29 protein-coding genes are annotated in these 25,319 nt (G+C 42.0%); 25 read left to right on the top strand and 4 right to left on the bottom strand.

Going from position 1 to position 25,319, the window contains the following annotated elements; genetic code table 11:
* Nucleotides 1-72: 72 nt before the first annotated feature.
* The 4 genes from ctaD to ctaG are packed head-to-tail and all read left to right on the top strand — an operon-like array spanning nucleotide 73 to nucleotide 3,805.
* On the top strand, nucleotides 73-1,944 hold the full coding sequence (gene ctaD, locus QSJ46_RS11280; protein WP_034281664.1) for a cytochrome c oxidase subunit I: 1,872 nt from the start codon (nucleotides 73-75) through the stop codon (nucleotides 1,942-1,944).
* Nucleotides 1,944-2,564 carry a cytochrome c oxidase subunit III gene (gene ctaE / locus QSJ46_RS11275; protein ID WP_024424780.1) on the top strand — a complete coding sequence of 207 codons (621 nt, stop codon included), beginning with the start codon at nucleotides 1,944-1,946 and terminating at the stop codon, nucleotides 2,562-2,564. Before ctaD ends, ctaE begins: the two co-directional genes overlap by 1 nt.
* 2 nt (nucleotides 2,565-2,566) lie before the next feature.
* Nucleotides 2,567-2,896, top strand: a complete 330-nt coding sequence (gene ctaF / locus QSJ46_RS11270) for a cytochrome c oxidase subunit IVB (RefSeq protein ID WP_024426910.1) — start codon at nucleotides 2,567-2,569, stop codon at nucleotides 2,894-2,896.
* 30 nt (nucleotides 2,897-2,926) lie between these two features.
* Entirely contained in the window at nucleotides 2,927-3,805 is an 879-nt protein-coding gene (gene ctaG / locus QSJ46_RS11265; RefSeq protein WP_047201765.1) for a cytochrome c oxidase assembly factor CtaG, read from the top strand.
* Between the two features lie 61 nt (nucleotides 3,806-3,866).
* Here ctaG and QSJ46_RS11260 read toward each other — a convergent pair whose 3' ends face one another.
* Nucleotides 3,867-4,232, bottom strand: a complete 366-nt coding sequence (locus tag QSJ46_RS11260) for a YugN family protein (RefSeq protein ID WP_039178290.1) — start codon at nucleotides 4,230-4,232, stop codon at nucleotides 3,867-3,869.
* Nucleotides 4,233-4,393: 161 nt separating this feature from the next.
* Between QSJ46_RS11260 and QSJ46_RS11255 the strand changes: the two genes are divergently transcribed.
* The 9 genes from QSJ46_RS11255 (at nucleotide 4,394) to coaD (ending at nucleotide 9,452) form a co-directional block, all read left to right on the top strand.
* Complete coding sequence (locus tag QSJ46_RS11255) at nucleotides 4,394-4,816, top strand: CBS domain-containing protein (RefSeq protein WP_034663862.1); 423 nt, start codon at nucleotides 4,394-4,396, stop codon at nucleotides 4,814-4,816.
* A 122-nt stretch (nucleotides 4,817-4,938) separates the two neighbouring features.
* Nucleotides 4,939-5,982 carry a CAP domain-containing protein gene (locus QSJ46_RS11250; protein ID WP_285604723.1) on the top strand — a complete coding sequence of 348 codons (1,044 nt, stop codon included), beginning with the start codon at nucleotides 4,939-4,941 and terminating at the stop codon, nucleotides 5,980-5,982.
* A gap of 111 nt (nucleotides 5,983-6,093) precedes the next feature.
* A complete protein-coding gene (locus QSJ46_RS11245) occupies nucleotides 6,094-6,507 on the top strand; it encodes a YlbD family protein (RefSeq protein ID WP_047201768.1) in 414 nt (137 codons plus the stop codon).
* Between the two features lie 19 nt (nucleotides 6,508-6,526).
* The gene (locus tag QSJ46_RS11240) at nucleotides 6,527-6,775 is read left to right on the top strand and encodes a YlbE-like family protein (RefSeq protein ID WP_285604722.1); all 249 of its coding nucleotides are present in this window, start codon (nucleotides 6,527-6,529) and stop codon (nucleotides 6,773-6,775) included.
* Nucleotides 6,776-6,844: 69 nt separating this feature from the next.
* Nucleotides 6,845-7,255 (top strand): hypothetical protein, encoded by a 411-nt coding sequence (locus QSJ46_RS11235; protein ID WP_285604721.1) that lies wholly within the window; start codon nucleotides 6,845-6,847, stop codon nucleotides 7,253-7,255.
* 57 nt (nucleotides 7,256-7,312) lie between these two features.
* Nucleotides 7,313-7,762 carry a regulatory iron-sulfur-containing complex subunit RicF gene (gene ricF / locus QSJ46_RS11230; RefSeq protein ID WP_007499807.1) on the top strand — a complete coding sequence of 150 codons (450 nt, stop codon included), beginning with the start codon at nucleotides 7,313-7,315 and terminating at the stop codon, nucleotides 7,760-7,762.
* 65 nt (nucleotides 7,763-7,827) lie between these two features.
* Nucleotides 7,828-8,100, top strand: coding sequence for a YlbG family protein (locus QSJ46_RS11225; RefSeq protein ID WP_003212137.1), 273 nt, complete (start codon nucleotides 7,828-7,830; stop codon nucleotides 8,098-8,100).
* A gap of 310 nt (nucleotides 8,101-8,410) precedes the next feature.
* Nucleotides 8,411-8,968 (top strand): 16S rRNA (guanine(966)-N(2))-methyltransferase RsmD, encoded by a 558-nt coding sequence (gene rsmD, locus QSJ46_RS11220; RefSeq protein ID WP_047201769.1) that lies wholly within the window; start codon nucleotides 8,411-8,413, stop codon nucleotides 8,966-8,968.
* Nucleotide 8,969: 1 nt separating this feature from the next.
* The gene (gene coaD, locus QSJ46_RS11215; protein WP_024426917.1) at nucleotides 8,970-9,452 is read left to right on the top strand and encodes a pantetheine-phosphate adenylyltransferase; all 483 of its coding nucleotides are present in this window, start codon (nucleotides 8,970-8,972) and stop codon (nucleotides 9,450-9,452) included.
* A 13-nt stretch (nucleotides 9,453-9,465) separates the two neighbouring features.
* Here the strand turns inward: coaD and ylbJ are convergent, their stop codons facing one another.
* Nucleotides 9,466-10,674, bottom strand: a complete 1,209-nt coding sequence (ylbJ, locus tag QSJ46_RS11210; RefSeq protein WP_047201770.1) for a sporulation integral membrane protein YlbJ — start codon at nucleotides 10,672-10,674, stop codon at nucleotides 9,466-9,468.
* Nucleotides 10,675-10,829: 155 nt separating this feature from the next.
* Between ylbJ and QSJ46_RS11205 the strand changes: the two genes are divergently transcribed.
* Nucleotides 10,830-11,609, top strand: coding sequence for a patatin-like phospholipase family protein (locus QSJ46_RS11205; RefSeq protein WP_107163609.1), 780 nt, complete (start codon nucleotides 10,830-10,832; stop codon nucleotides 11,607-11,609).
* Nucleotides 11,610-11,613: 4 nt separating this feature from the next.
* Nucleotides 11,614-12,642, top strand: a complete 1,029-nt coding sequence (locus QSJ46_RS11200) for a SepM family pheromone-processing serine protease (protein WP_047201772.1) — start codon at nucleotides 11,614-11,616, stop codon at nucleotides 12,640-12,642.
* Between the two features lie 238 nt (nucleotides 12,643-12,880).
* On the opposite strand, the gene QSJ46_RS11195 is transcribed toward QSJ46_RS11200, so the two are convergent.
* Entirely contained in the window at nucleotides 12,881-14,128 is a 1,248-nt protein-coding gene (locus QSJ46_RS11195) for a nucleotidyltransferase (protein WP_285604720.1), read from the bottom strand.
* 206 nt (nucleotides 14,129-14,334) lie between these two features.
* Between QSJ46_RS11195 and QSJ46_RS11190 the strand changes: the two genes are divergently transcribed.
* From QSJ46_RS11190 to gerR, 3 genes are all read left to right on the top strand, one after another.
* Entirely contained in the window at nucleotides 14,335-14,853 is a 519-nt protein-coding gene (locus tag QSJ46_RS11190; RefSeq protein WP_107163612.1) for a YceD family protein, read from the top strand.
* Between the two features lie 21 nt (nucleotides 14,854-14,874).
* Nucleotides 14,875-15,048 (top strand): 50S ribosomal protein L32, encoded by a 174-nt coding sequence (gene rpmF / locus QSJ46_RS11185; protein WP_008354700.1) that lies wholly within the window; start codon nucleotides 14,875-14,877, stop codon nucleotides 15,046-15,048.
* 138 nt (nucleotides 15,049-15,186) lie between these two features.
* Nucleotides 15,187-15,726, top strand: a complete 540-nt coding sequence (gerR, locus tag QSJ46_RS11180) for a sporulation-specific transcriptional regulator GerR (protein ID WP_047202102.1) — start codon at nucleotides 15,187-15,189, stop codon at nucleotides 15,724-15,726.
* Nucleotides 15,727-15,771: 45 nt separating this feature from the next.
* Here the strand turns inward: gerR and QSJ46_RS11175 are convergent, their stop codons facing one another.
* Nucleotides 15,772-16,251 carry an N-acetyltransferase gene (locus QSJ46_RS11175; RefSeq protein WP_007499784.1) on the bottom strand — a complete coding sequence of 160 codons (480 nt, stop codon included), beginning with the start codon at nucleotides 16,249-16,251 and terminating at the stop codon, nucleotides 15,772-15,774.
* 210 nt (nucleotides 16,252-16,461) lie between these two features.
* On the opposite strand from QSJ46_RS11175, the gene QSJ46_RS11170 reads away from it, so the two are divergent.
* From QSJ46_RS11170 to QSJ46_RS11140, 7 genes are all read left to right on the top strand, one after another.
* A complete protein-coding gene (locus tag QSJ46_RS11170; RefSeq protein WP_285604719.1) occupies nucleotides 16,462-17,361 on the top strand; it encodes a 2-dehydropantoate 2-reductase in 900 nt (299 codons plus the stop codon).
* A gap of 64 nt (nucleotides 17,362-17,425) precedes the next feature.
* Nucleotides 17,426-19,045 (top strand): bacillithiol biosynthesis cysteine-adding enzyme BshC, encoded by a 1,620-nt coding sequence (gene bshC, locus QSJ46_RS11165; RefSeq protein ID WP_107163614.1) that lies wholly within the window; start codon nucleotides 17,426-17,428, stop codon nucleotides 19,043-19,045.
* Between the two features lie 128 nt (nucleotides 19,046-19,173).
* A complete protein-coding gene (gene mraZ, locus QSJ46_RS11160) occupies nucleotides 19,174-19,605 on the top strand; it encodes a division/cell wall cluster transcriptional repressor MraZ (RefSeq protein ID WP_003211163.1) in 432 nt (143 codons plus the stop codon).
* Between the two features lie 66 nt (nucleotides 19,606-19,671).
* On the top strand, nucleotides 19,672-20,604 hold the full coding sequence (rsmH, locus tag QSJ46_RS11155) for a 16S rRNA (cytosine(1402)-N(4))-methyltransferase RsmH (protein WP_024426925.1): 933 nt from the start codon (nucleotides 19,672-19,674) through the stop codon (nucleotides 20,602-20,604).
* Between the two features lie 37 nt (nucleotides 20,605-20,641).
* The gene (gene ftsL, locus QSJ46_RS11150; protein WP_039178324.1) at nucleotides 20,642-20,989 is read left to right on the top strand and encodes a cell division protein FtsL; all 348 of its coding nucleotides are present in this window, start codon (nucleotides 20,642-20,644) and stop codon (nucleotides 20,987-20,989) included.
* 7 nt (nucleotides 20,990-20,996) lie between these two features.
* Entirely contained in the window at nucleotides 20,997-23,147 is a 2,151-nt protein-coding gene (locus QSJ46_RS11145; protein ID WP_047202229.1) for a penicillin-binding protein, read from the top strand.
* 128 nt (nucleotides 23,148-23,275) lie between these two features.
* The gene (locus tag QSJ46_RS11140) at nucleotides 23,276-25,195 is read left to right on the top strand and encodes a stage V sporulation protein D (RefSeq protein WP_047202106.1); all 1,920 of its coding nucleotides are present in this window, start codon (nucleotides 23,276-23,278) and stop codon (nucleotides 25,193-25,195) included.
* Nucleotides 25,196-25,319 lie beyond the last annotated feature (124 nt).

Here is a 25,319-nt window from a genome sequence, read left to right as displayed (position 1 = left end):
AGTCTGTTTAAAGGATCGTTAAGAAAGACATCTATATGAAAAGGGGCAAATGGGAGATAAGAGGGGGATTTCATGGTGAGTACAATAGCTAAAAAGCGGGGGTTTGGCGCTGTCTTATGGGATTACTTGACAACGGTTGACCACAAAAAAATTGCCATATTATATTTAGTGGCAGGGGGATTTTTCTTTTTGGTTGGCGGAATCGAAGCGATGTTTATCCGTATTCAGCTAGCCATCCCTGAAAGTGATTTTGTCAGTGCAGGGGTTTACAATGAAATCATGACGATGCATGGAACGACAATGATTTTCCTTGCAGCTATGCCGCTGTTATTTGCATTAATGAATGCGGTTGTACCAATTCAAATTGGTGCACGTGACGTAGCATTTCCGTTTGTGAATTCACTTGGTTTTTGGTTATTCTTTTTCGGAGGAATTTTCTTAAACCTTGGATGGTTTATGGGCGGAGCACCTGATGCAGGCTGGACTGCATACGCTTCGCTCACGCTGAATTCAGAAGGGCATGGAATGGATTTCTATATTTTAGGTTTGCAGATAGCGGGTATTGGTACGCTGATTGCCGGGATTAACTTTCTTGCAACGATTATTAATATGAGAGCGCCTGGGATGACGTATATGAGAATGCCGCTCTTTACTTGGACGACATTTGTCGCCTCCGCACTTATTTTATTCGCATTCCCGCCGCTGACAGCAGGGCTTGCGATGCTGATGCTTGATAGAATGTTTGACACGAGCTTTTTCAATCCAGAACTAGGAGGAAATACAATCATCTGGGAGCATTTGTTCTGGATTTTCGGACACCCAGAAGTATATATCTTGATCCTGCCGGCATTCGGAATCTTCTCTGAGATCATTCCAGTGTTTGCAAGAAAAAGACTGTTTGGCTACTCGTCCATGGTGTTCGCTACTGTATTGATTGGTTTCCTTGGATTCATGGTGTGGGCGCATCACATGTTCACAACAGGGCTTGGACCTATCGCCAATGCAATCTTTGCCGTAGCGACCATGGCAATTGCGGTGCCAACAGGAATTAAAGTATTCAACTGGCTGCTCACGATATGGGGCGGTAATGTGAAGTTTACAACGCCGATGCTTTATTCTGTTGCCTTTATTCCGTCGTTCTTACTTGGCGGGGTAACTGGGGTCATGCTTGCGGCAGCTGCAGCGGATTATCAGTTCCATGATACGTATTTTGTTGTGGCGCATTTCCATTACGTCATTATCGGCGGGGTTGTATTCGGTATTTTAGCAGGTGTGCATTACTGGTGGCCGAAGATGTTTGGAAAGATACTGAATGAGAAACTTGGAAAAATTGGCTTTGTGCTGTTTTTCATCGGTTTCCACTTAACTTTCTTTATCCAGCATTTTCTCGGTCTATGGGGCATGCCGCGCCGGGTCTTTACGTTCCTGCCAGGTCAGGGTCTCGAGCTTGGGAACTTGATCAGTACGATTGGTGCGCTGTTTATGTTTGTAGCTGTTGTGATCATGCTGATTAACATCATCTGGACAACAGCAAAAGGGGAGCGTGTATCGAGCGATCCATGGGGAGATGGAAGAACACTTGAATGGGCAGTGTCTTCGCCTCCGCCAGAATACAACTTTAAACAGCTTCCGCTTGTGAGAGGACTAGATCCATTATGGATTGAAAAAATGGATGGTAAAAAAGGAATGACAGCATCTGAACCGCTCGATGATATTCACATGCCGAATAACTCCATTTTGCCTGTCATTATCTCATTCGGTCTATTTGTGTCAGCGTTTGGTTTCATGTATCGTCAAGAGCACAGCTGGGGGCTTCCGGTGATCTTCATTGGTCTTGGCATTACGTTTGCGACCATGCTGGTTAGGTCTCTGAAAGATGATCATGGATACCATATTCACAAAGAAGATTTGACCGACGACGATGATAAAGGGGTGAAAGCATAATGGAACCACAAAAAATGACGGCGGAAACCTTTCCGGCATCTCCTGAGAAAGCCACGTTAGAAGGGAAGAATAAGTTTGTCGGGTTCTGGCTGTTTCTTGGGGGAGAAACCGTTCTGTTTGCATCGCTTTTCGCCACGTATTTGGCGCTGAAAAACTCAAATGCAGGCGGAGCAAAAACAACTGATATGTTTGACCTCACACTTGTCTTTATTGCCACAATGCTTCTATTAACGAGCAGTTTAACGAGTGTGTATGCCATGTATCATATGAAAAACTTTGCCTTTAAAAAGATGCAGCTTTGGCTTGGTATCACGGTCCTTTTAGGTGCTGGATTTTTAGGGGTTGAGATTTATGAGTTTTATCACTACGTGCATGCGTATGAATTTACGATTACCAGCTCAGCTCTTGGTTCTTCCTTCTATACACTTGTAGGAACTCACGGAGCTCACGTCGCCTTCGGACTTTGCTGGATTACCGCTCTCATGATTCGAAATATGAGACGCGGACTCGATTTATACAATGCTCCGAAATATTATGTGGCAAGTCTCTATTGGCACTTCATTGATGTTGTGTGGGTCTTCATCTTTACCGTTGTATATTTAATGGGAATGGTGGGATAAGAATGGGAAATAAAAACACAAATCAGTCCAAAGTCGACCTTGTATATCGTAAAAAGAAAAATGCCGAAGAAATGAAGCATCAGCTCATTTCTTTCGGCTTGATGATTGGATTAACATTTGTTGCGTTTTTAACGATCGCCTCAGAAGACGTTGGAAATTGGTTCGCAGTACCATTTATTTTACTGCTTGCAGGCATTCAGGTAGCTTTTCAGCTTTATTATTTTATGCACATGAACCAAAAAGGGCATGAAACACCCGCCTTGTTTCTATACTCAGGTGTGTTTGTTGCGTTTATTACCGTATTAGCCTTTTTGACCATTATATGGTGGTAAACCCGCTTTGCCCTTGAAGGAGGCGCAGCAATGGAGAACTTAGAAATATTCGGATTTCGGGCATTATGGAGCCCTTATTATTTGACTTGTATTGTGATAGCAGCTGCTCTTTATCTGCTTCTTGTGACAAAGGGGAAGCATCGTGCGACGGTGAAAGAGAAAACGTTATTTCTGACTGGGCTTGTTCTGTTATATGCTGTGAAAGGGAGCCCAATTGATTTAATGGGGCATATTATGTTTAGTGCACATATGGCGCAAATGGCGGTGCTCTATTTAGTCATCCCGCCTCTCCTTATTACAGGATTGCCTGCAGCCATTTGGGAGCGGATCATTCAAACACCAGGTATTCAAGCCATTTTCCGTTTGTTTTCCAAACCTTTAATTGCACTACTTGGGTTTAACGGCTTGTTTTCGCTGTATCACATTCCACTTGTGTTTGATTTTGTAAAAACAGATCCGTTTTACCATGCATTGATGACAGTTGTTATTTTTATCGCTGCCTTTTTCATGTGGTGGCCGCTTGTCCATAAAGTTCAAAGTCTGCCGCAGATCACAGGCATTTTGAAGCTTGGATATATCATGGCAGACGGGATATTGATGACTCCGGCCTGTGCACTCATCATGTTTAGTGAGGCACCGATCTATGCAACCTATTCTGATGCAGGTGCATGGATACAAGCACTGCATTTATGTGTGCCAAGTGATATGCTTGCAGGCCTTGCTCTCACTGGCCCTGATATGTTCCACACCTTGCCGCTGCTAGAGGATCAGCAGCTAGGTGCCATTTTGATGAAAATTATCCAAGAAATTGTGTACGGCTCTATTCTTGCTGTTGTCTTCTTTGACTGGGCAAGAAAAGAAAGAGCAAAAGATGCCGTACCAGATGCGCTTATTCCGAAATATGAATAAAAAAAGCACAGCCGACTGGCTGTGCTTTATTTCATGGCTAAAAGATCATTTTAGCCTTGTTTTATGCTTCAGCCGTCATGGCTTCTAGTTTTTCCTTCAGTTGTGCAAGTGTTTTTTTGCTTGATTGGATGAGAGACTTAGGGAATTCTTCGCCTTCGCCATATTCAACGCCATGTGGATAATAGTGTTTTCCAAGTAATGGTGTTAGAAGCTGGATGTGTGCCTTTTTGGAACCGACATCTCCTTCAGTGGCGTAGCCGGAAATTCGTAAATAAAAGGTTCCCTCTACCATGCTGTATTTTCTGTCGTACGTCACACGCTCATAATCCCATTGATCAGCTCGTACAAATCCTTCACTTTCCATAATGAAATCTAATTTATTTAAGTCAGCTGATACCTCTTCAATCCCCGTACCTTCAAACTTCACCCAAAACCCCTCCTTATAAAATTTCCCTTTACTGACAATCATAGTATGAAAGCGTTAAACTTTCAACTGTGAAAGGTATGTTCTTTTATAAGCTGGTTACAGTAATAAAGAAAATAACGGATGGAGGAATCAACGTGAAAACGAAAAAAATCAAAGATATTATGACAAAAAAAGTAGTGACATGTCAGCAAGATGACAATACGTATGAAGCAGCAGTCAAAATGAGAGATGCTGACATCGGTGCCATTCCAGTAGTTGACGGAGATCAGCTCGTTGGAATAGTGACAGACCGTGACCTTGTGCTTAGAGGCATTGCAGAAAAAAAGCCAAATTCACAGGAAGTGGGCTCGCTGATGACAAAGGAAGTACTAACAGCTGAAGAAGATGCAACGCTTGAAGAAATTGTCCGGCTCATGTCAGAGCATCAGCTCCGCCGCATTCCCGTTGTGAAAAACGGCGCATTAACAGGAATTGTCGCTCTTGGAGATTTATCTGTCGAAGATTTATCAAATGATCGCGCGGGAGATGCACTGACAGAAATCTCTCAACAGGATCAAGATCATGGACAAGGATTTCTTCATTAAGAGGGGCATATTTTAAATTCGTGTTAAATAGGCTGTATTGTCGTTGATAAATGGAGCAAGTTTTGTTTAAATGACAGTAGAAGGTACTTTTTGTACCTTGCCAATTTAACGGAGGTGTTTATTTGAAAACTGTGCTCAAAACACTCCTCATCCTCCTGATTATATCTGGAACGTACGTTCTGTTTATTCAATATGGATCTTCACCAGAAAAAGAAAACAGCAATGAGCCGAAGGTGTCTAATGAAGAAACATCTAGCGATAAGCCGATCAACATCCCAAAGAAGGGGCTCATGTCCTTTATGGGGAAATCTTCAAACGAAGTGCTTAAACAGCTGGGAGAACCAGATCGCATTGATCCTTCCGCATATGATTATGACTGGTGGATTTACAACCAATCGAAGAAGCACTATATTCAAGTAGGGGTAAAGGATAGTAAAGTGGTGACCTTGTTTGCAACAGGAGACGGACTGAATGTAGAACCATTTAAAATCGGTCAAGCCACGAGTGAAGTATTTAAGAAAACACAAATTGCACCTTACATTCATGTAGAGGATGAACAAAATTCATACCGCTTTGAATTCTCAGAAGATGATATGAATACAAGACCCACTGTGAAAGTGGGAGATGATGTGTATGTTCAGCTTTACATGGATAAGTTTGAAAGCACCCTATCAAGTATCAGGGCCTTCAACGCAGATACATTTGTGAAACAAAAGCCGTATGAGGTCGTCTACCGAGGTCAATTGGTAGAACCTGAGCCGATATCGGGCGAAAAGTGGAAAGATATCGAAACATCCAGTCAAAAACAAATTTTTGATATGACCAATATTATCCGCCATAAGTACAGCCTGCCGATCTTAAAGTGGGATGATGAAACCTCTGAAGTGGCCTTTATGCATAGTGAGGACATGAAAGAGAATCATTATTTCTCCCATGAATCTAAAAAATACGGTACGCTGAAAGACCGGTTAGAAAGAGGCGAGGTGGGCTTTCAGCTCGCAGGTGAAAACATTGCCTATAACTATGTCGATGGACCTGCAGCGGTAGAGGGCTGGCTCAATAGTGAAGGTCACAGGAAGGCGTTATTAAATAAAGATTACACGCATCTTGGCGTAGGGGTGAAAGAAAAATATTACACCCAGAATTTCATCAAGAAAACATCTTAAACGAAAGCAGCTGCATAAGTCGCAGCTGTTTTTTTGATGTTTAAAAAGAGGCTCACCAAAATAGATGCCGGTGTATATAGTATAGTAGGCATTTGTATGGGGGGTGAGGATATGACAAATAAGCAAAAACAAACATCCATTGATGAATTTAAACAATTCGTCAGACGCCATCCGAAGTTAATTCAAGAAGTGCAAACGCAAGAAAAAAGCTGGCAAAGTGTATACGAGAATTGGGTCATGTTTGGTGAGGAAGATGAGATGTGGTCACCTTACCGGCAATCGAAATCTGAAGACGCTAAAGAAGAAAAAGCCTCTAAGCCAAGTGAAGTAGGAAAAGCAGATTTTATGTCTAAAATGGTTTCTGCTGTGAAAAAAATGGACGCTGATCAAATGAATGAACAGATTAACAAAATGAGCCAGTCTATTTCCTCTTTACAAAGCTTACTCGGCCAATTTTCATCCAATGGTTCAAAGAAAGGTTCATCTGGAGGCAGTCAGCACCCATTCTCCTTCAGGAAAGATTAAGTGAAAGGGGATGCTTCTGGTGCGAAAAGAAGTACAGGAATTTGTCATGGCCGAAGAGGATCGAATCAAATTCATAAGGCAGCGTCCTCTCTGGTACAGACAGCTGACGCGACATCCTGAAAATCTATCGTCCTTTGAATTAGATAAAATGAACTTTTACGAAAAAACCATTCCTCATCGTGTAAGTCAGTTGAGCAATAGCATCCAAATGGCTGAAATGATGATTCAAATGTTCCAAGCAATGCGCAATCAAAATGGAGCCGGTTGAGGCTTTTTTGAGTTGATTAAGATGTCTATTTCCTGAGCATCCTATAAAAGTAGATGAAAGGAGAATCAGATGATGAAATGGATGCTGTCAATAGGCGCATTGCTTTTTCTTGTTACCGGGTGTCAAAGTCAACATGGAGAAGAGCAAGTGATCAAGCAAGACCCAGCAGTACCAGTCATGCAGCAAACCCAAAGCGAAATGAAGCAGCAAGGCTTTTTGAAATACAAAGTGCAGGGATCGTCTGTCTATATAGAAAGTACACTTCAAGATTTTCATCTTCAGCCAGAGCGTCTAAAAAAGAACGAAAAGGCAGGATATTTCACAGTGTATGTAGACGGGAAACGTGCAGGGAATGAGTATACTGCGGCATTTGTGGTCAAGCACCTTTCAAAAGGAAAGCATAAAATGACTGTTGTGCTGAATTCTCGTCATCCAGAATATAAACAGAAAAGAGAAACATGGGATGTATTTGTCACGTAAAAGCATTTTCTGATCCATAGGTTTCGTGGTAAACTATGAATTGGAGGTGCAACATTTATGTATGCGACAATCGAATCTGTGGAGCTCCAAGAGGAAGCAAATCAATTGGCTGCTATGATTCTTCAGTCGGAGGAGGCTGAACATTACCGCAACTGCTTTAAGCGTCTCCAGCAAGACGAAGAAGCCCAACAAATTATTGCCCATTTTACAAAAGTAAAAGAGCAATATGAGGATGTGCAGCGGTTCGGCAAATACCATCCGGACTATAGAACGATCTCAAAGGAAATGCGTGAGGTCAAAAGAAAGCTAGATCTTCACGATACAGTGGTTGATTTCAAAAAAGCAGAAACAGCGATTCAATCCATCTTAGATGAGATTAGTATTGAAATCGGTCAAGCTGTATCAGCATATATTAAAGTTCCAACAGGGAACCCATATTTTGATGGTCTATCATCATGCGGCGGTGGCTGTGGATCAGGTGGCAGCTGCGGCTGTAAAGTATCTTGACGAGACTTGAATGTCTCGTCTTTTACATAATGAATGAAAAGAATTGAAAAGCGGCAGGTGAAAAGATGGAAACCAAACGTCAAGGGATGGTCGTCTGGCTGCATTCGTTAAAGCAGTCAAAAGCGCTAAGAAAATTCGGGAATGTTCACTATATTTCAAGGAAAATGAAATATGCGGTGATCTATTGTGATATGAATGATCTTGAGCGCCATATGGCTAAGCTCAGCTCGTTACCATTTGTGAAACGTGTTGAGCCTTCATATAAACCTTTTATTAAATTAGAGTACGAATCCAAATTGGACAAAGCAAAAGAGTATGATTATAAGGTGGGCTTTTAAAGACACAAAAAAATCCCCGCGGCATCACCCGCGGGGTCCTTCTATTCTTAATGATTCATTAAGGAGAAGGCAAAGGGAGAGGAGAAACCGGAGGAAGAACTTATGGGGAAACGTAAGTCTTCTCCGCGGTTGGCAACAGCACCACATCAGATGCTGTTATAAGTAGTATGACCCCGGATTTCTTGATCTATACATAGAAAATGAATGAAAATCCGCGCATTGTTCCTTGAAGAGTGATGTGGTAAGATAATGTTGAATTTTTTGTCATAAACAATGACCAATAGAAGCAAGCAGAAAAAGTGGTGGAAAAATGAGAGTCATCTCTGGAACGAGAAAAGGCCGCACACTTAAAGCGGTACCAGGTCAATCAACAAGACCGACGACAGATAAAGTAAAAGAATCGATATTTAATATGATCGGCCCGTATTTCGATGGCGGATGGGCCCTTGATTTATTTGCAGGAAGCGGTGGTTTAGGAATTGAAGCGCTTTCTAGAGGATTCGATCATTGCATATTTGTTGATCGAGATATGAAGGCGATTCAGACGATTAAAGGCAATCTGAATCAATTGTCGCTAATGGATCAAAGTGAAGTGTTTCGAAATGAAGCAAAGCGTGCACTCGCAGCTATTGTGAAACGAGAGGAATCCTTTCAAGCCATCTTCCTTGATCCGCCGTATAAAGATCAACAGCTAAAAGCACTTCTTGAAATGATTGACGAGCACGCCTTGTTAACAGATGACGGCGTGATCGTATGTGAGCACGACAAAGATGTGAAGCTGCCAGAAGAAGCAGGACAACTTCACATCACAAGACAGGAACTGTACGGATTGACTGGTATTACGATCTATAGAAAGCGGGGAAATTAATATGGGGAACATAGCCGTTTGTCCGGGCAGCTTCGATCCAGTCACATTGGGGCATTTGGATATCATCAAAAGAGGTGCAAAGATTTTTGATGAAGTGTATGTATGTGTATTAAATAATTCATCTAAAAAACCGTTATTTACTGTTGAAGAACGGTGTGAGCTTATTCGCCAAGCGACGAAGGAGCTGCCAAATATCAAAGTTGAATCCTTTCACGGCCTTCTCGTTGATTATGCGAAGCAAAAAGAAGCCAAAGTTATTTTACGCGGACTAAGGGCTGTGACGGACTTTGAGTATGAGATGCAAGGCACCTCAATGAACAAAGTGTTAGACGATGAAATTGAAACGTTTTTTATGATGACCAACAATCAATATTCCTTCTTAAGCTCCAGCATTGTCAAAGAAGTAGCGAAATATCATGGGGCAGTCAAAGATCTTGTACCAAAAGAGGTAGAAGCAGCGCTGAAGGAAAAATTTAATGGATGAGTGCACCCAGCACTCATCCATTTTTTAATTTCCGATAGTAGAGCGCGATATACACAATCAAGCTGCAAAGTGTGATCAAAGGACCAGCTGTCACAAGCTGATTCCAAAGCACGCTGCTGAACATGACGACCTGCTGGCCTGCATCAAAGGCACCCGCTGGGAGAGCGATGTCTGATCGAGAGACATAAAGAGGCTTGAATAATAAAAAGGCAAAAACAGCTGCATAAATCCCGTGAAGCAAACGGGCGAAGAAAAATGGTTTAAAGCGGATATCGGTTGCCGCTAGAATGCCGGCGACTTGGGCTTGAACAGAAAACCCGCTGAATCCTAAAATAAAGCTGACGACAATGGTTTTAGCGAGAAGGGTGACTTCCTGTGACCCTGTCATCTGGCTTCCTAATGTGATTTCAAATAAACCAGCAATCATGGCAAGGTCTAATTCTGGCGGAAGGTGCATCGTTTGCAGCATATATCTGAGCCCTATGGATAAAAGGTCTGTCACATGGACAACTGACAGCATTTTGCTAAACACAGAAAATAAGATAATAAAGCCGCCAATCATAAAGAGTGTTTGGACTGATGACATGACTGCATCACTTAAAATTTGGCCGAGCGGTCTTTTCTCTGCGAGTCTTGCTGTATGAAGAGCATGAAATGCCTCTTTAAACGGCGGGAATAAAAATTTCTTACGGCTTCTTAGATGCGCATCATGCCGCGCTTTATATCCCCGCATCGTCACACCAACAGCAAGGTTCCCTAAATAATGTGCGCTTGCTAATACAATGCCTAAAGCTGGGTGATGAAAAAAACCAACAGCCACCGCACCGAAAATAAACAATGGATTCGATGAATTTGTAAAGGAAACGAGACGCTCTGCTTCGATTCGCGTCAGCTGTCTTTCCTGCCTCAATCTTGTCGTTAATTTCGCACCTGAAGGAAACCCTGAAGCCATTCCCATTGCTAGGACAAATCCGCCTACACCCGGCACCCGGAAGATGGGACGCATAAATGGCTCTAATAATACACCGACAAATCTGACAATCCCAAAACTAATTAATAGCTCGGACAAAATAAAAAAAGGAAGCAATGATGGAAACACAACCTCCCACCACATTGCAAGTCCATTTTTCGACGCTTGTAAAGAGGCTTGTGGGTGTGTAATCACAGTGGCTGTTAAAAAAATAAAAAAAGCAGCGATGAACAGAGTGTTCCATTTTTTCATGGAGATTTCGCCCCTTGCCGTTATGATCTATTGGCGAGCTCGTGATTGTAGAAAAGAAACTAGCCGAGCCTGTCTTCTATTACTATACGAGCAGTAGGGGCATGTTTAGACCTATAGATTCGTATATATGCATAGAAAGAGGAGGGTGGATTTTCATGAAGCGACCGATCATCGGGCTTGCATTAGGCTCCGGGGGTGCGAGGGGAATGGCGCATATCGGGGTTTTGTCTAGTCTTGAGAAAGAAGGGATACAGGTAGATATGATCGCAGGAAGCAGTATTGGTGCACTTGTTGGGAGCTTTTATGCGGCAGGACAAGACGTAGAAAAAATGAAAAAACTTGCACTTGTCTTCAGAAGAAAGTATTATGCTGACTATACACTGCCAAAAATCGGTCTTTTAAAAGGAAATCGAATTTTGCAGCTGATTCACACGTTTACATATGGGAAAACATTCGAAGAATTAAGAATGCCTCTTGCGGTGGTCGCCTGTGACCTCGAAACAGGGGAGAAGGTTGTGTTTAAAGAAGGGTCTGTCTCACAAGCAGTCAGAGCAAGCATCAGCATTCCAGGTGTGTTTGTTCCTCACGAAATGGGCGGCAGACAGCTGGTGGATGGAGCGGTTGTTGACCGCATTCCTGTGTCTGTGTTAAAAGAAATGGGCGCAGACCTTATCATCGCCTCTGATGTATCAAGGGTGAAAAAAACAGAAAAGGCGACGAGATTATCGGATGTGATTATGCAAAGTTTGGACATCCTTCAAAATGAATTGGTCCGTCATCAAACCATTCATGCAGATCTCATGATTCGGCCGAGGCTTGAAACATTTAGCTCTAGTTCGTTCACACAGGTTCAGGAGATGATTGAAGCTGGGGAGCTCGCCGCAGACCAATTAACAGGTAAACTGAAAGATGTCATTGATAAATGGGAGTGTTAATCGAATGAAAAAATTGAATATTCGCTGGCTCAGCTTTTTTATCGTTGTTCTTGTCTTATTTGGCTTAACTTTTGTCAAACTGCCGTATTACGTGACAAAGCCGGGTGATGCAACAGAAATTGCCCCACACATTCAAGTGGACGGTGGATATGGTGAGAAGGGCAGCTTCTCTCTTATGACGATTAAAGTAGGTCCAGCAAATCCGTATACGTATTTGCTTGCGAAAATGAATAAATATGACGAGATCGTCCCAGAAGAAAATATTAAAGCGGACGGAGAGTCGGATGAAGATTATATGAAAAGACAGCTTCAGCTGATGAAAAGCTCTCAAGAGAATGCCATGATTGCAGCGTATACAAAAGCAGGCAAAAAAGTAGATTATACGTTTAATGGGGTATATGCGAGTTACGTCATGAAAGGCATGCCTGCTTACGGTAAAATTGAAGTGGGCGACCGGATTAAAAGCGTTGATGGCAAGACGTATGATTCTGCTGATAAAATGGTTTCGTATATCAGCCGTCAAAAAGCTGGTACATCTGTCCGTTTTGTCCTCGAACGAAACGGCAAGGATATCACGCAGCAAGTGAAGTTAAAACCTTTTAAAGAAGAGCCGAATCGAGTTGGGATTGGCGTATCATTATTTACAGATCGAAATGTGAAAGTCTCGCCTTCCATTAAGGTCGATATTGAAAATATCGGCGGCCCGTCGGCAGGTTTAATGATGTCACTTGAAATTTATAACCAGCTGACAAAAGAAGACGAAACACATGGCTATGCGATTGCAGGAACTGGAACGATTGACGCTGATGGTACGGTCGGGCCAATTGGCGGAATTGATCAAAAGGTCGTTGCAGCAGATAAAGCAGGAAAAGATATCTTCTTTGCACCAAACGATAAAGGTGATCCAAATTCAGACTACAAAAATGCAGTGAAAACAGCGAAAGATATTAAAAGTGATATGAAAATCGTTCCTGTAGACACAATGCAGGACGCACTGAACTATTTAAACAAGTTAAAAGAGAAAGCATCTTAAGTGAAAAAAGAGCAGCCCTTATCAAGGCTGCTCTCAGCGTGTAGACAAACCCTCGCATTCGGTGTCAGGTCTCTGCGCCGGTACTCACGAATGTCAAATTCGCTCCGTTCCGGTGCTCGCCCTTCCTAGACTTCAAAGGTTTTCTATCACGCTGAAAAGAAGACAAAGGACTAAAATAAAGATCATTTTAGCCCTTTGTCAACAATCAGAGAGCAGCCTTTATCAAAGGCTGCTCTTTTTATCGAGATTGGAAGAGACCAGTCTCTTCATCATAGCGGATCGGTGAGGTTTTAAATTCTGCTTCTGTTAGCTTTGTTTGCATTGGTTCGCTGAGGGGAAGGCTGAAGACACGGGAAGCGCGAATGTCAAGATCAAGGGCAGGGTGTGAAAAGGAAGACAGCTTGCTGATGAGCGGTACGTCCAATTCTTTTTTGACAAGTGATAAGTATTGCTGTCCTTTCTTTGACATACCAAGTAAACGAATGTATGGCGTGTGTTTCTCCTTTAGCAGTTCATGCATGACAGTTTTCTTTACCCTCATTAAAAGGTGCGTATTCATCCGCTGCAGCCTTGTCCACGTATATCGTTTTGTTTTCAAAAGTGATAGATATTCCTCGTAGGAGGACGCATGTGTGATCGCCTTTTGCATGCGGTGTTCAATGCCTTCTTCAATTTCATAGATGCCTTCTAGTTCTGCTGTATCCATGGTGTGAAACACATGTTTTAAGAAGCTGAAATAGTCTTCTTGAGTATGTAAAAGATCATAAGAAGAATAATAGTCATGTAATTGCTTAAGCGAAGCTTCCGGGAGATAAGAGGCAACAGTCTCAAATGATCCATTCCCTTTTAAGGCTTTTCGGATACTTGTTGCGCTTGCAATTTTCTGATGTTCAGGAAGCTCTTGATCATGATAACCTGATGCAATTCTTTGAGATGTAAAGGGCTGCATGTGAGGAGATCTCTCTAAGATGGCTTTGACATAATGGAAACCTAAAATGTTATTAGGCTTAGACAGATCCAGTAAATGTTTAGGATCAATGACCTCTTGAAACGCAGCGGCAGAGGCAGCGGGATAACTAAGCCCTTCTTTGACTTTTGCGTTTGTGAAAAGATCAATTTCTTCTTTTTTCTCATGCCAAGCGTGAGCTGTTCGCTCAAATGCTTTGATATCTCCGTCCTCGCTTCCGAAAAAAAGGGAGCGGCATTTTAAAGCGTCTAGAATGGACACGGCGCCGTTTGCAAAGGTTTCTGCCTTTTGCACTGCATATATGTATGGAAGCTCACATACGATGTCTACACCGTTTTGTAATGCCATTTTAGTACGTGCCCATTTGGAGACGATAGCAGGCTCTCCGCGCTGGAGGAAGGAACCGCTCATGACGGCAATGGCTACATCTGAGGAGGTATGTGTTTTCGCCTGGCGAACATGATAGGCATGTCCATAATGAAATGGATTGTACTCGACAACGACTCCTGTTGCTTTCAATAGATGTTCCGCCTTTCTTGCTATGGTTAAATGGTCTATGCTACAGTAGCATAAGGGAAAAATGAAGCCCATTTTTTTCAGTGTAGGCATTCCGTGAACTGATGTCAAACAACGCTCTGACATCACAAAGGACTGTAAAGAAAAAATATTGACAAATAGCATGATGAAAGCTATAATCATGTTTGTTGCTCTTAGAGGTGATACAATTGAAATGGACAGTTTATCAGTTACATCAAAAAGCTAAAAACAGCTTCGATTTTCATGAGACGGTTGACTTAAATGAACTTACTAGCCTTCATTCAGATATACGTCGCATTTCACCAGTAGAGGTGAAAGGGACTGGAGTGATCGAATCAAAGCAAGTCGCATTTGATTTAACCATCACAGGTGAAATGACATTGCCTTGTTCAAGAACGCTTGTTGATGTAAATTATCCATTTGCGATTTCAACGAAAGAACTATTTGTACTTCATAAGACAGACGATATAGAAGATGAAGACGTATCTGTTGTAGAAGACGATATCATCGACTTAACGCCTATAGTCATGGAAGAAATTCTTCTTGAAGTGCCGATGCAAATCTTTTGCGACCAAACAGACGTAAAAGGTGCTGCACCACAGGAAGGGAATGACTGGGCGGTCATTTCGGAAGATGCACATCAAAACCGAATTGATCCGCGTCTGGAAGGCTTGAAGAAGCTCTTAGAAGAAAATAATGAATCTTAACTCTTTAAGGAGGTGGGAATAATGGCTGTACCTTTTAGAAGAACTTCTAAAATGAAAAAAAGATTGCGTCGTACGCATTTCAAACTACAAGTACCTGGTATGGTAGCTTGCCCAGAATGCGGTGAAATGAAAATTTCTCATCGTGTCTGCAAATCTTGCGGAACATACAAAGGCAAAGACGTAAAAAGCAACTAATGCTTGATAAAAAAGCGTAAGGGAATCTTCCCTTGCGTTTTTTTATTTGTCTATTTTTTAGGTTTCTCTCCTGCAAATAGTCTATCTACTCTAGTAAGCGCATATGATGTGGTATTCAGATTCAGGGGGGATGATCAATTGACGATTACAAGGCAGGATGCATGGACACAAGATGAAGATTTACTTTTAGCAGAAGTCGTCTTAAGGCATATTCGAGATGGAGGAACGCAGCTTTCCGCATTTGAGGAAGTTGGGAAAGCATTGTCAAGAACAGCTGCAGCATGTGGATTCAGATGGAACTCATACGTCAGAAAACAATATCAGGCAGGCATTGAGCTGGCGAAAAAACAGCGAAAAGAACTACGTAAAAAGATTGGGATTCATTCCTCGGGTTTACCGCAAAATACGTTAACGATAGAAGAGAAGACATCTTCAAATCAGGCTGAATTAACCTTGCGAGAAGTGATTCAGTTTTTAGAGCAGCTTGAAAAAGAACCTGCTGGCTCTGCTTATTTACGCGAAGAACTAGCGGATGCACAGCATCAACTAAAGTCGCTCACGGAAGAAAATGAACATTTGAAGAGGCAATTAAAAATGACAGAAGAAGATTACCGGGCACTCATTGGGATTGTTGAAAGAGTCAAACAGAATATCAACTTAAAAGAATATGCTAAATAAGAAAACGCCCCTCACAGAGAAAGGAGGGGCGTTTTGCCATCAGTATTAAGCGGATTCACCTGTATTCTTTTGAATATGGGCGGGCTCCCAGATGAGTGGATTTTCACCTTTATCGCGTTCCATATCATATTTCACTGCTTCAAAGCCCATTTTATCCCAAAAACCGGCAGATTTGACGCGTGGATTGGTTCGGATAGGCAACCCGAAAGATTTGGCGAAATCAACAAGTGCCTCGCCGTACCCTTTACGCTGATACCCAGGAAGCACTTCCAGCTTCCACAGCTCTAAATAATCATGATTGTGGTCAAAATACGTTGTCGTCGAGCCGTCCACTTGATAAAGGCTCATACGTGCAACCAGCTTATCTCCAAAATAAATCCCGTAAAATGGAGAGTTGCTGTCATTTTCTATCATATTACTTTCAAGGTCTTCAAGCATGGATAGTTCTTGTATGCCATATTCCTTAAATTGTTTAAATTCCTCTAAAGTTTTGTAATTGATTAGAAGTCGCTTTACTTGTGTCATATGATCTTCCCCCTTACACACATAATGTTGACAGTGATATCGTTGAAGGCGTTTTCATCCCATCCGCCTCAAAAAGTTTTTACACTTATTATTATAGTTTTTAAATTAAAAAAATTCAATCGCGGCGCGCCATCTGCTTTTTGCATCGCGGCATGAAACTGTTAAAATGGTTGATATGATGAAGTAAACAGAAAAAGGGAAGTGCGGCAGTTGAACATTGGAATCATTGGCGGCGGTGCGATTGGTCTGCTTTGTGCAAGTTATTTATCACAGCATCATGACATCACTGTTTTGACAAGAAGAAAAGAACAGGCAGAGGAGATTCAAACATCAGGAATTAAGCGAACGGTAAAAGGAGAGACATTCTGGTCGTCTGCCGAGGCACGGGCAGGGATTACAGGAGGATTTGAACTGCTGATTGTGACGGTGAAATATCATCATTTGCAAGAGGTGCTTGATGACCTATCGACATTACCTCGTCAGCGAATCTTATTTTTACAAAATGGCATGGCCCACTTATTAGATTTAGAAAACTGGAAAACGGCGCATACAATATATATAGGTGTCGTAGAGCACGGGGCGATGAAGGTATCAGATCATGCGGTAAACCATACAGGGATTGGTGTCATCAAGTGGGGGGCTTTTCATCCTGAGGATGCAGCTGATGTGAGAAATGCTTTAAACGAAACGCCGGCTCATTTTCAGATGATTTATACGGATGAATGGAAAAAAGTGCTGGAGGAAAAACTGCTAGTCAATGTATGCATTAACCCGCTCACGGCTTTATTGCATGTGAAAAATGGGGAATTGATTTCAAATCCTTCATATGAATACATGATGAAATGTGCATTTGAAGAAGCATTGTCCATTTTAGATCTGGCTGAAAAAGAGCAGCTCTGGTCACACGTCGTTTCAATTTGTAAGATAACGGCCGCCAATCAATCGTCGATGCTTCAAGATATCGTCAAAGGCCGTGAAACCGAAAGAAAAGCCATCGTTGGCTATCTTTTAAAAAAGGCTCAAGCTCAAGAGATTCTGGCGCCACATCTTACTTTCTTCAATCGAAGCTTGGAAGTATTGGAAAAAAAGCAAACAAAATCTTTTGAGTGAGCTCATTTACATGCTATACTTTTTCGGGAAACTAACTATTTATTGAAGAAAGGAAGTTCTAAACATGCAATTGACTGAACTTTCCATCCGAAGTCAGAATTTATTCATACGTGATTATATAGAAGAAAAAAAAGAGATGACTGCTTTTTTTGATTATGATATACATTCTGAGCACACATGGAAAAAGAGATATGACGATCTCATGGAAATGAGCTTCCCGCGCGAGGCTTTAGCAGATTATATGAGCGCATACCACGCAAAGTTTGAATCGGCAGCGATGCGTCAGAACATTGAAAAGATCCGTGACAAGCGGAGTGTCATGGTGGTTGGAGGGCAGCAGGCAGGCCTACTTTCAGGACCGCTTTATACCATACATAAAATCATATCCATTATTCAGTTCGCAAAAGAAAAAGAATCAGCGCTTGGCGTTCCTGTGATTCCAGTCTTTTGGGTAGCAGGTGAGGATCATGACGTAGATGAAATTAATTTTGTCTACACATCTGGCGAAAAAGGTCCAGTCAAGCAAAAGCTGCCATTACATAACGTTAAAAAAACTGCTGCAAAAAGAACACCGCTGCATCAAGAAAAAACAGAGAAATGGCTACGTGACGTGTTTTCAACGTATGAGGAATCTGCATATACAAATGACTTGCTTGATCAGCTTCTTCGATGTTTACGCAAATCACAAACGTTTACGGATTTCTTTGAATGGATTGTATGCGACCTTTTTGAAGAAGATGGACTTCTTCTATTTAATTCAGGAGACTTAGGCGTTAAACCACTTGAACGTACGTTGTTCAAGCACATTGTCGAGACAAATGATGCGGTCACAGCTCGTTTGAATGAAACGCAGGCTGCCATGAAACGAGCGGGATATCAGCCGATCATTGAAGCTGGTGACAATCAGGCGAACCTGTTTTACGAATATGATGAGGAGCGTTTCCTTATTGAAAAAGAAAACGGCCAGTTTTCTATATCAGAAGTGGGGCTTACATGGACAAAAGAAGAGCTTTTGCAGGAAATTGAGGAGCACCCAGAACGGTTCAGCAACAATGTGGTGACGCGTCCCTTAATGCAGGAAACCCTTCTCCCGACACTTGCTTTTATGGCAGGACACGGTGAAGTCAACTATTGGGGAGAGCTGAAAGGAATCTTTGAGCATTTTAAATTAAAGATGGCACCTGTTCTTCCAAGACTGCATGTGACCATTCTTGAAAGGCATATCGATAAGAAGCTCCCGGTCAGAGAACTTTCTGTAGAAGAAGTGCTCACAAGCGGAGTAAAAGAAAAGAAAGAGGCTCACTTTGAACAAAGCCTTCCAGACAGCTTTGTTCAAGCCGTTGATCATGCGAAACGTGAATTAGCGAATGTTCACGGTGTATTGAGGCAAGAAGCACTGGAGGTTGAACCAAACTTCGAGCAGCTGCTAGATAAAAATGCCAAATTTATCGAAGAACAGCTTCAATTTGTTTATCAAAAGGTGGCGCAGCGTGTGGAAGAGAAGGAAGGATATATCCTTCGAGATTTTGAACGGATTGAAAACAGCTTAAAACCACTAGATGCCCCGCAAGAAAGAATTTGGAATATCATGTACTTTTTAAACAAATACGGTCCAGAATTCTTCAAAACGTTCAAAAATCTGCCATTTTCATTTCAAAACAAGCAACAAATTGTCAAACTTTGAAATAAAGTTTTAATGAACCCTGACTAGTTCAGGGTTTTTTTTTATGTAGAAACAGTGTAAAATAAGTTTTGTGGAGAGAAGTGGTGGATAGTGGAGAGTAAGGGTGAGAAAGTGGGGCTCTGATTATCATGTTCATGGGTGAATACCAACATACGATTGATACAAAAGGGCGCATGATCATCCCTGCTAAATTTAGAGACGGTCTCGGAGAACAGTTTGTGCTGACGAGAGGGCTTGATCAATGTTTATTTGGCTACCCTATGAGTGAGTGGAAACTAATTGAAGAGAAACTCAAAGCACTGCCGCTAACGAAAAAAGATGCACGTGCGTTTACCCGGTTCTTCTTCTCCGGCGCAGTAGAATGCGATCTGGACAAGCAGGGGCGCATTAACATCGCATCAAACCTACTCCAATATGCAAAACTCGAAAAAGAATGTGTGGTCATCGGCGTTTCAAATCGAATTGAGTTGTGGAGTAAGTCGATCTGGGAACAATATACAGAAGAGCAAGAAGATTCTTTTGCTGAAATTGCTGAAAACATGATTGGGTTTGATATATAATAATCCCTTGTGCAGCAAGCTTTCTACACATTCATTTCTATTTGAAAAAGGTGGGACCATAACATCATGTTTCAACATGAGACAGTATTATTAAAAGAAACAGTTGACGGTTTAAACGTCAAAGAAGACGGTACATATGTAGACTGCACGCTGGGCGGAGCAGGTCATAGCTCATATTTACTATCTCAACTATCAGAAAAAGGTACATTGATTGGATTTGACCAAGACGATGCTGCACTGGATCATGCACGAGAGAAGCTCGCGGACTCTAAAGCGAACATTCTTTTCATAAAAAGCAACTTCCGATATTTAAAAGAACGTCTGAATGAACAAGGCATTACAAGCGTAGACGGTGTGATTTTTGATCTTGGGGTTTCATCTCCTCAGCTCGACACACCAGAGAGAGGCTTTAGTTATCACCATGATGCACCTCTTGACATGCGAATGGATCAAACAGCCGCATTGTCGGCAAAGCAAGTGGTGAATGAATGGCCATTTGAAGATCTAGTTCGGATTTTCTACAAATATGGGGAAGAAAAATTCAGCAAGCAAATCGCACGCAAAATTGAAGAAGCTAGAAAAAAAGCGCCAATTGAAACAACAGGTGAGCTTGTCGACATTATCAAAGAAGGAATTCCCGCACCTGCAAGACGAACTGGCGGACATCCAGCAAAAAGAGTGTTTCAAGCGATCCGAATTGCCGTAAATGATGAATTGAAAGTTTTTGAAGAAGCACTAGAACAAGCAATAGAGTTACTCAATCCGAAGGGGAGAATTTCTGTCATTACATTCCATTCACTTGAAGACCGGATTTGTAAAAGTACATTTAAAGAAATGTCTTCTCTTCCAGAACTTCCGCACGGACTACCAGTGATTCCAGAAGGACTTGAACCAAAGCTAAAGCTGATCACGAGAAAACCAATCGTTGCATCAGAACAAGAGCTGGAACATAACAACCGTGCCCGTTCAGCGAAGCTCCGAATTGCAGAAAAAAAGTAAAACGACACCATAGATGATGATAAAAAGGAGGTTTCTTATGAGTAATTTGGCTTACCAAAGAGAAGTAAAGCAATATCAAACAGAGCAGCAAGGCCAATCGGTTGTTATTAAAAGAAGAGGTTCTATCACACTTGGTGAAAAAATCTTACTTGTCATGTTTGTCATGGCTCTTATGTGCAGCTCCATTCTCATCATTTCTAAAGCCTTTGCTGTCTATCACGCCAATATCGAGGTGCAGAAATTAGAGCAGCAAGTATCTTTAGAATCGAAGAAGATCACTGAGCTTCAAAAGGAAAAAGACTTGCTGAGCGAACCAGAAAGAATCATCGAAGCTGCGAAAAAAGCAGGCTTAAGCATTTCGAAAGATGTTAAGAAGGTCGATTAAGATGGCGATGCCTAAAAAGAATAAAATGATGAACAGAGGCGCGGCAATTGCGAGTATTTGCTTCGCCCTGTTTTTCTTTATCATCCTTGCACGTTTTATTTATATTCAGATTACAGGAACGGTCGATGGTCAAGTGTTAGCCGCAAAGGCAAATGAACAATATCAATCGAAGAAAACACTTGAAGCCAAAAGAGGATCTATTTTAGACCGAAATGGGAATGTGATTGCCGAGGATACATCTGTCTATAAGCTGATTGCGATCATGAGCAAGAAAATGACGGTCGATCCAAAGCACCCAATGCATGTCGTTGACAAAGAAAAGACAGCAAAAGAGCTGTCAAAAGTAATTGATATGAGCGAAAGCGAAATTTTAAAGCGTCTGAATACAAAAGATGCGTTCCAAGTTGAGTTTGGTAAAGCTGGGAAAGACATCAGTTTTTCAACAAAGGAAAAAATTGAAAAGCTAAAGCTTCCAGGGATCGCATTTGAAAAAGACACGAAGCGATATTATCCAAACGGCATGTTTGCTTCAAATCTGATCGGTTATGCAAGATTAGATGAGGCGACAAAGGACATGTCAGGCGCGATGGGACTTGAGAAGGCGCTGAACAAATTTTTAAAAGAAAAAGACGGCTATGTGACATATAACAGTGACAGAAGTGGATGGGCTCTTCCAAATAGTAAAGAAGACATTGTCGCTCCGAAGGATGGAAAAAATGTCACGCTGACCATCGATCAAAAAATTCAAGCGTTCCTTGAAGAAAGTATGACGCAGGTTGCTAAAAAATATAAACCGAAGAAAATCATTGCTACAGTCGTTGACCCAAAAACGGGAAAGGTGCTCGCGATGGGACAGCGGCCAAGCTTTAATTTAAATGAATTAGACATTACGAATTATAACAATGATGTCATTTCATATGCGTTTGAACCAGGTTCAACGATGAAAATCTTTACACTTGCTGCGGCAATCCAAGAAGGGGTCTACCAAGGCAATGATAAATATCAATCTGGTACTTATAAAGTAGGCGGCGGCCTTGTAAGAGACCACAACAACGGAAATGGCTGGGGGAAAATTGAATTTCATGAAGGTGTTCTCCGTTCGTCAAACGTAGCCTTTGCAAAGCTGGCAAAAGAAAAATTAGGCTTCACGCGCTACGAACAATATTTGCAGAAGTTCCATTTCTATGACAAAACAGGTATTGACTTGCCGAACGAAGCGTCTAGTAAAATCAATTACAGATACGAATATGACAAAGCATCGACAGCTTACGGTCAAGCGTCTGCCATTACACCGATTCAACAAATCGAAGCAGCGACAGCGATAGCAAACGGTGGAACGATGATGAAGCCATATGTCATTGATCATATTACAGACCCGAACACAAACAAAACGATTTTACAGCACGAACCAACAGTAGCTGGAAAACCAATTTCCTCAGATACAGCAAAGCAAGTACGTGACATTTTAGGTGAGGTTGTTTCCTCGAAGATTGGAACAGGTCAGCCTTACCAAATCAAAGGCTTTGACGTTGCTGGAAAAACAGGAACAGGACAAATCGGCGGTGCCGGCGGTTACCTCCAAGGAAGAAACGATTACGTCTTTTCATTTATGGGAATGGCGCCAAAAGATGATCCAAAGCTGCTCGTTTATGTAGCTGTACAGCAGCCGCAGCTGTCAGACACAGAAACTGGCTCTGCCCCAGTTGCACAAATCTTTAACCCAGTGATGAAAAATAGTCTGCTATATTTAAATATTGCACCAACAAAAACAGACGATAAAAAATCAGGCGAACAAAAAGTGAAGCAAGAAACAATGCCTTCACTCTTAGATTTAGAAGTGAAGCAGGCGGAAACAGAAGCCAAAAACAAAAACTTAACGCCTGTTGTCATCGGCGACGGCCTCTCCATTAAACGACAGTGGCCAAGTGCAGGCTCTGAATTCTCTGAAAGTCAGAAAGTTTTCTTGAAAACAGCAGGGAAAACCATCAAAATGCCTGATATGACAGGCTGGTCGAGAAGAGAAGTCCTTCAATATGCATCCATTTCTGGTGTGCATATTGAAACAAAGGGACAAGGATATGCTGTCAAACAAAGTGTTAAAAGTGGAGCGGAGATTTCAGATAAAGTCGTCACAGTGACATTTAAAAGCCCGAATTAATTGCAAAACCTAGCAAACGACTTGCTAGGTTTTTTCTTTTGCCGAGCGGGATAGACGGGACGTTCTACATAAGGACGGGCCTGCATATGATGGAAACAAGCCATATGTATGTAAGGAGTGAACCGGGCGTGCGAGTATCAAGTGTAACAGTGAGAAAACGATTGCTTTTCGTGCTGCTGATTGGGGTGATCATTTTTTTCATCATAGATACTAGATTAGGATATGTACAGTTTATTATGGGTGAGAAGCTCACAAGTTTAGCAAAAGATTCATGGAGCCGTAACCTCCCGTTCGAACCAGAAAGGGGAGATATTTTGGACCGAAATGGGGTAGAGCTTGCGACGAACAAAAGTGCCCCATCTATATTGGTCGTTCCGCGTCAAATTAAAGATCCCGCAGAAACAAGCAAGAAACTGGCGGCAGTACTGAATATGTCTGAGGAGAAAGCGTACAAGCACGTCACAAAGAAAACATCGATCGAACGAATTTCTCCAGAGGGAAGAAAAGTATCTCATGAAAAAGCAAAAGAAGTCAGAGAGCTTGATTTAGATGGAGTTTATGTTGCGGAAGACAGCATCAGACACTATCCGTTCGGCAGTTTTCTTTCTCATGTGCTTGGCTTCGCTGGAATTGATAATCAAGGGTTACTTGGACTGGAAGCCTATTATGATGATGACCTGAAAGGTGAAAAAGGCTCTGTAAAGTTCTATTCCGATGCAAAAGGGCAGAAAATGCCAGATGAAGCAGATGATTATACACCGCCTAAAGATGGCCTTGATATGAAGTTAACTGTCGATGCGAAAGTACAAACCATCATAGAGCGGGAATTAGACAACGCGCAGGCAAAATATAACCCAGACGGCATGATTGCAATTGCGATGAATCCGAAGAACGGTGAAGTGCTGGGGATGTCGAGCAGACCGGATTTTGATCCAGCGGATTATCAATCAGTTGACTCGAAAGTGTTTAACCGAAATCTACCGGTGTGGAGCACATATGAGCCAGGTTCGACGTTTAAAATAATTACACTTGCAGCAGCACTAGAAGAGAAAAAAGTCAATTTAAAACGCGATCATTTTTTTGACAGCGGATCTGTAACAGTAGATGGTGCAAGGCTTAGGTGCTGGAAAAAAGGCGGGCACGGATCACAGTCATTTTTAGAAGTGGTTCAAAACTCATGTAACCCTGGCTTTGTTGAACTAGGCGACCGTCTAGGAAAGGATAAATTATTTTCCTATATTAAAAATTTCGGGTTTGGCCAAAAAACAGGAATTGATCTTCAAGGGGAAGGGCGAGGCATTTTGTTCCCGCTGGACCGAGTTGGCCCTGTAGAGCAGGCGACAACTGCCTTTGGTCAAGGTGTATCTGTTACGCCGATACAGCAAGTAGCTGCCGTAGCCGCAGCGGTAAATGGCGGAACACTTTACACGCCGTACATTGCAAAAGAATGGATAGATCCAATCACAAAAGAGGTTGTGAAAAAGCAATCACCGATTGCCAAAAAGAAAGTGATTTCAGCAGAAACATCAAAAGAAATCAGATATGCGCTTGAAAGTGTAGTCGCTCAAGGGACTGGCCGCAATGCATTTGTTGAAGGATATCGTGTTGGCGGAAAAACAGGGACAGCACAGAAGGTAAAAGACGGCAAGTACATGGAAAATAACCACATTGTGTCGTTTATCGGGTTTGCGCCTGCTGATGATCCAAGTATCGTTGTATATGTGGCTGTAGATAACCCGAAAGGCACCATTCAATTTGGCGGGACAGTTGCTGCACCAATTGTGGGTCATATTATGCGGGACAGCCTGCCTGAAATGGGTGTGAAAAAAAGAAAAGGACAAATTGAAAAGAAGTACCAGTGGCTGGACACAAAAACCATTGAGGTACCGAATCTTGTAGGGGGATCTGTTTCAGATCTTGAATCACTTTTGATTAACCTTAGGATCGATGCTTCTGGAACTGGCAGTAAAGTGGTGAAGCAATCACCTGCTGCTGGGACGAAGGTCAAAGAAGGCTCCACCATCAGATTATACTTAAACGATGAATAATAAAGAATGAACAGAGGGTAGCCGCACTCATTCGGCTGCCTCTTTTTGTTGAAAGAGAAGGTCTGTTTGAAAAAAAGAACCTAAAGTGTGTTTTTTCCAAGAGAAACTTAAGGAATACGCTGGA

Source organism: Bacillus sp. YKCMOAS1 (genome assembly GCF_030268125.1).
Classification (GTDB): domain Bacteria; phylum Bacillota; class Bacilli; order Bacillales; family Bacillaceae; genus Bacillus; species Bacillus safensis.
The sequence above is the reverse complement of the archived record's forward strand: the minus strand, read 5'-3'. Positions and strand labels throughout refer to the sequence as shown.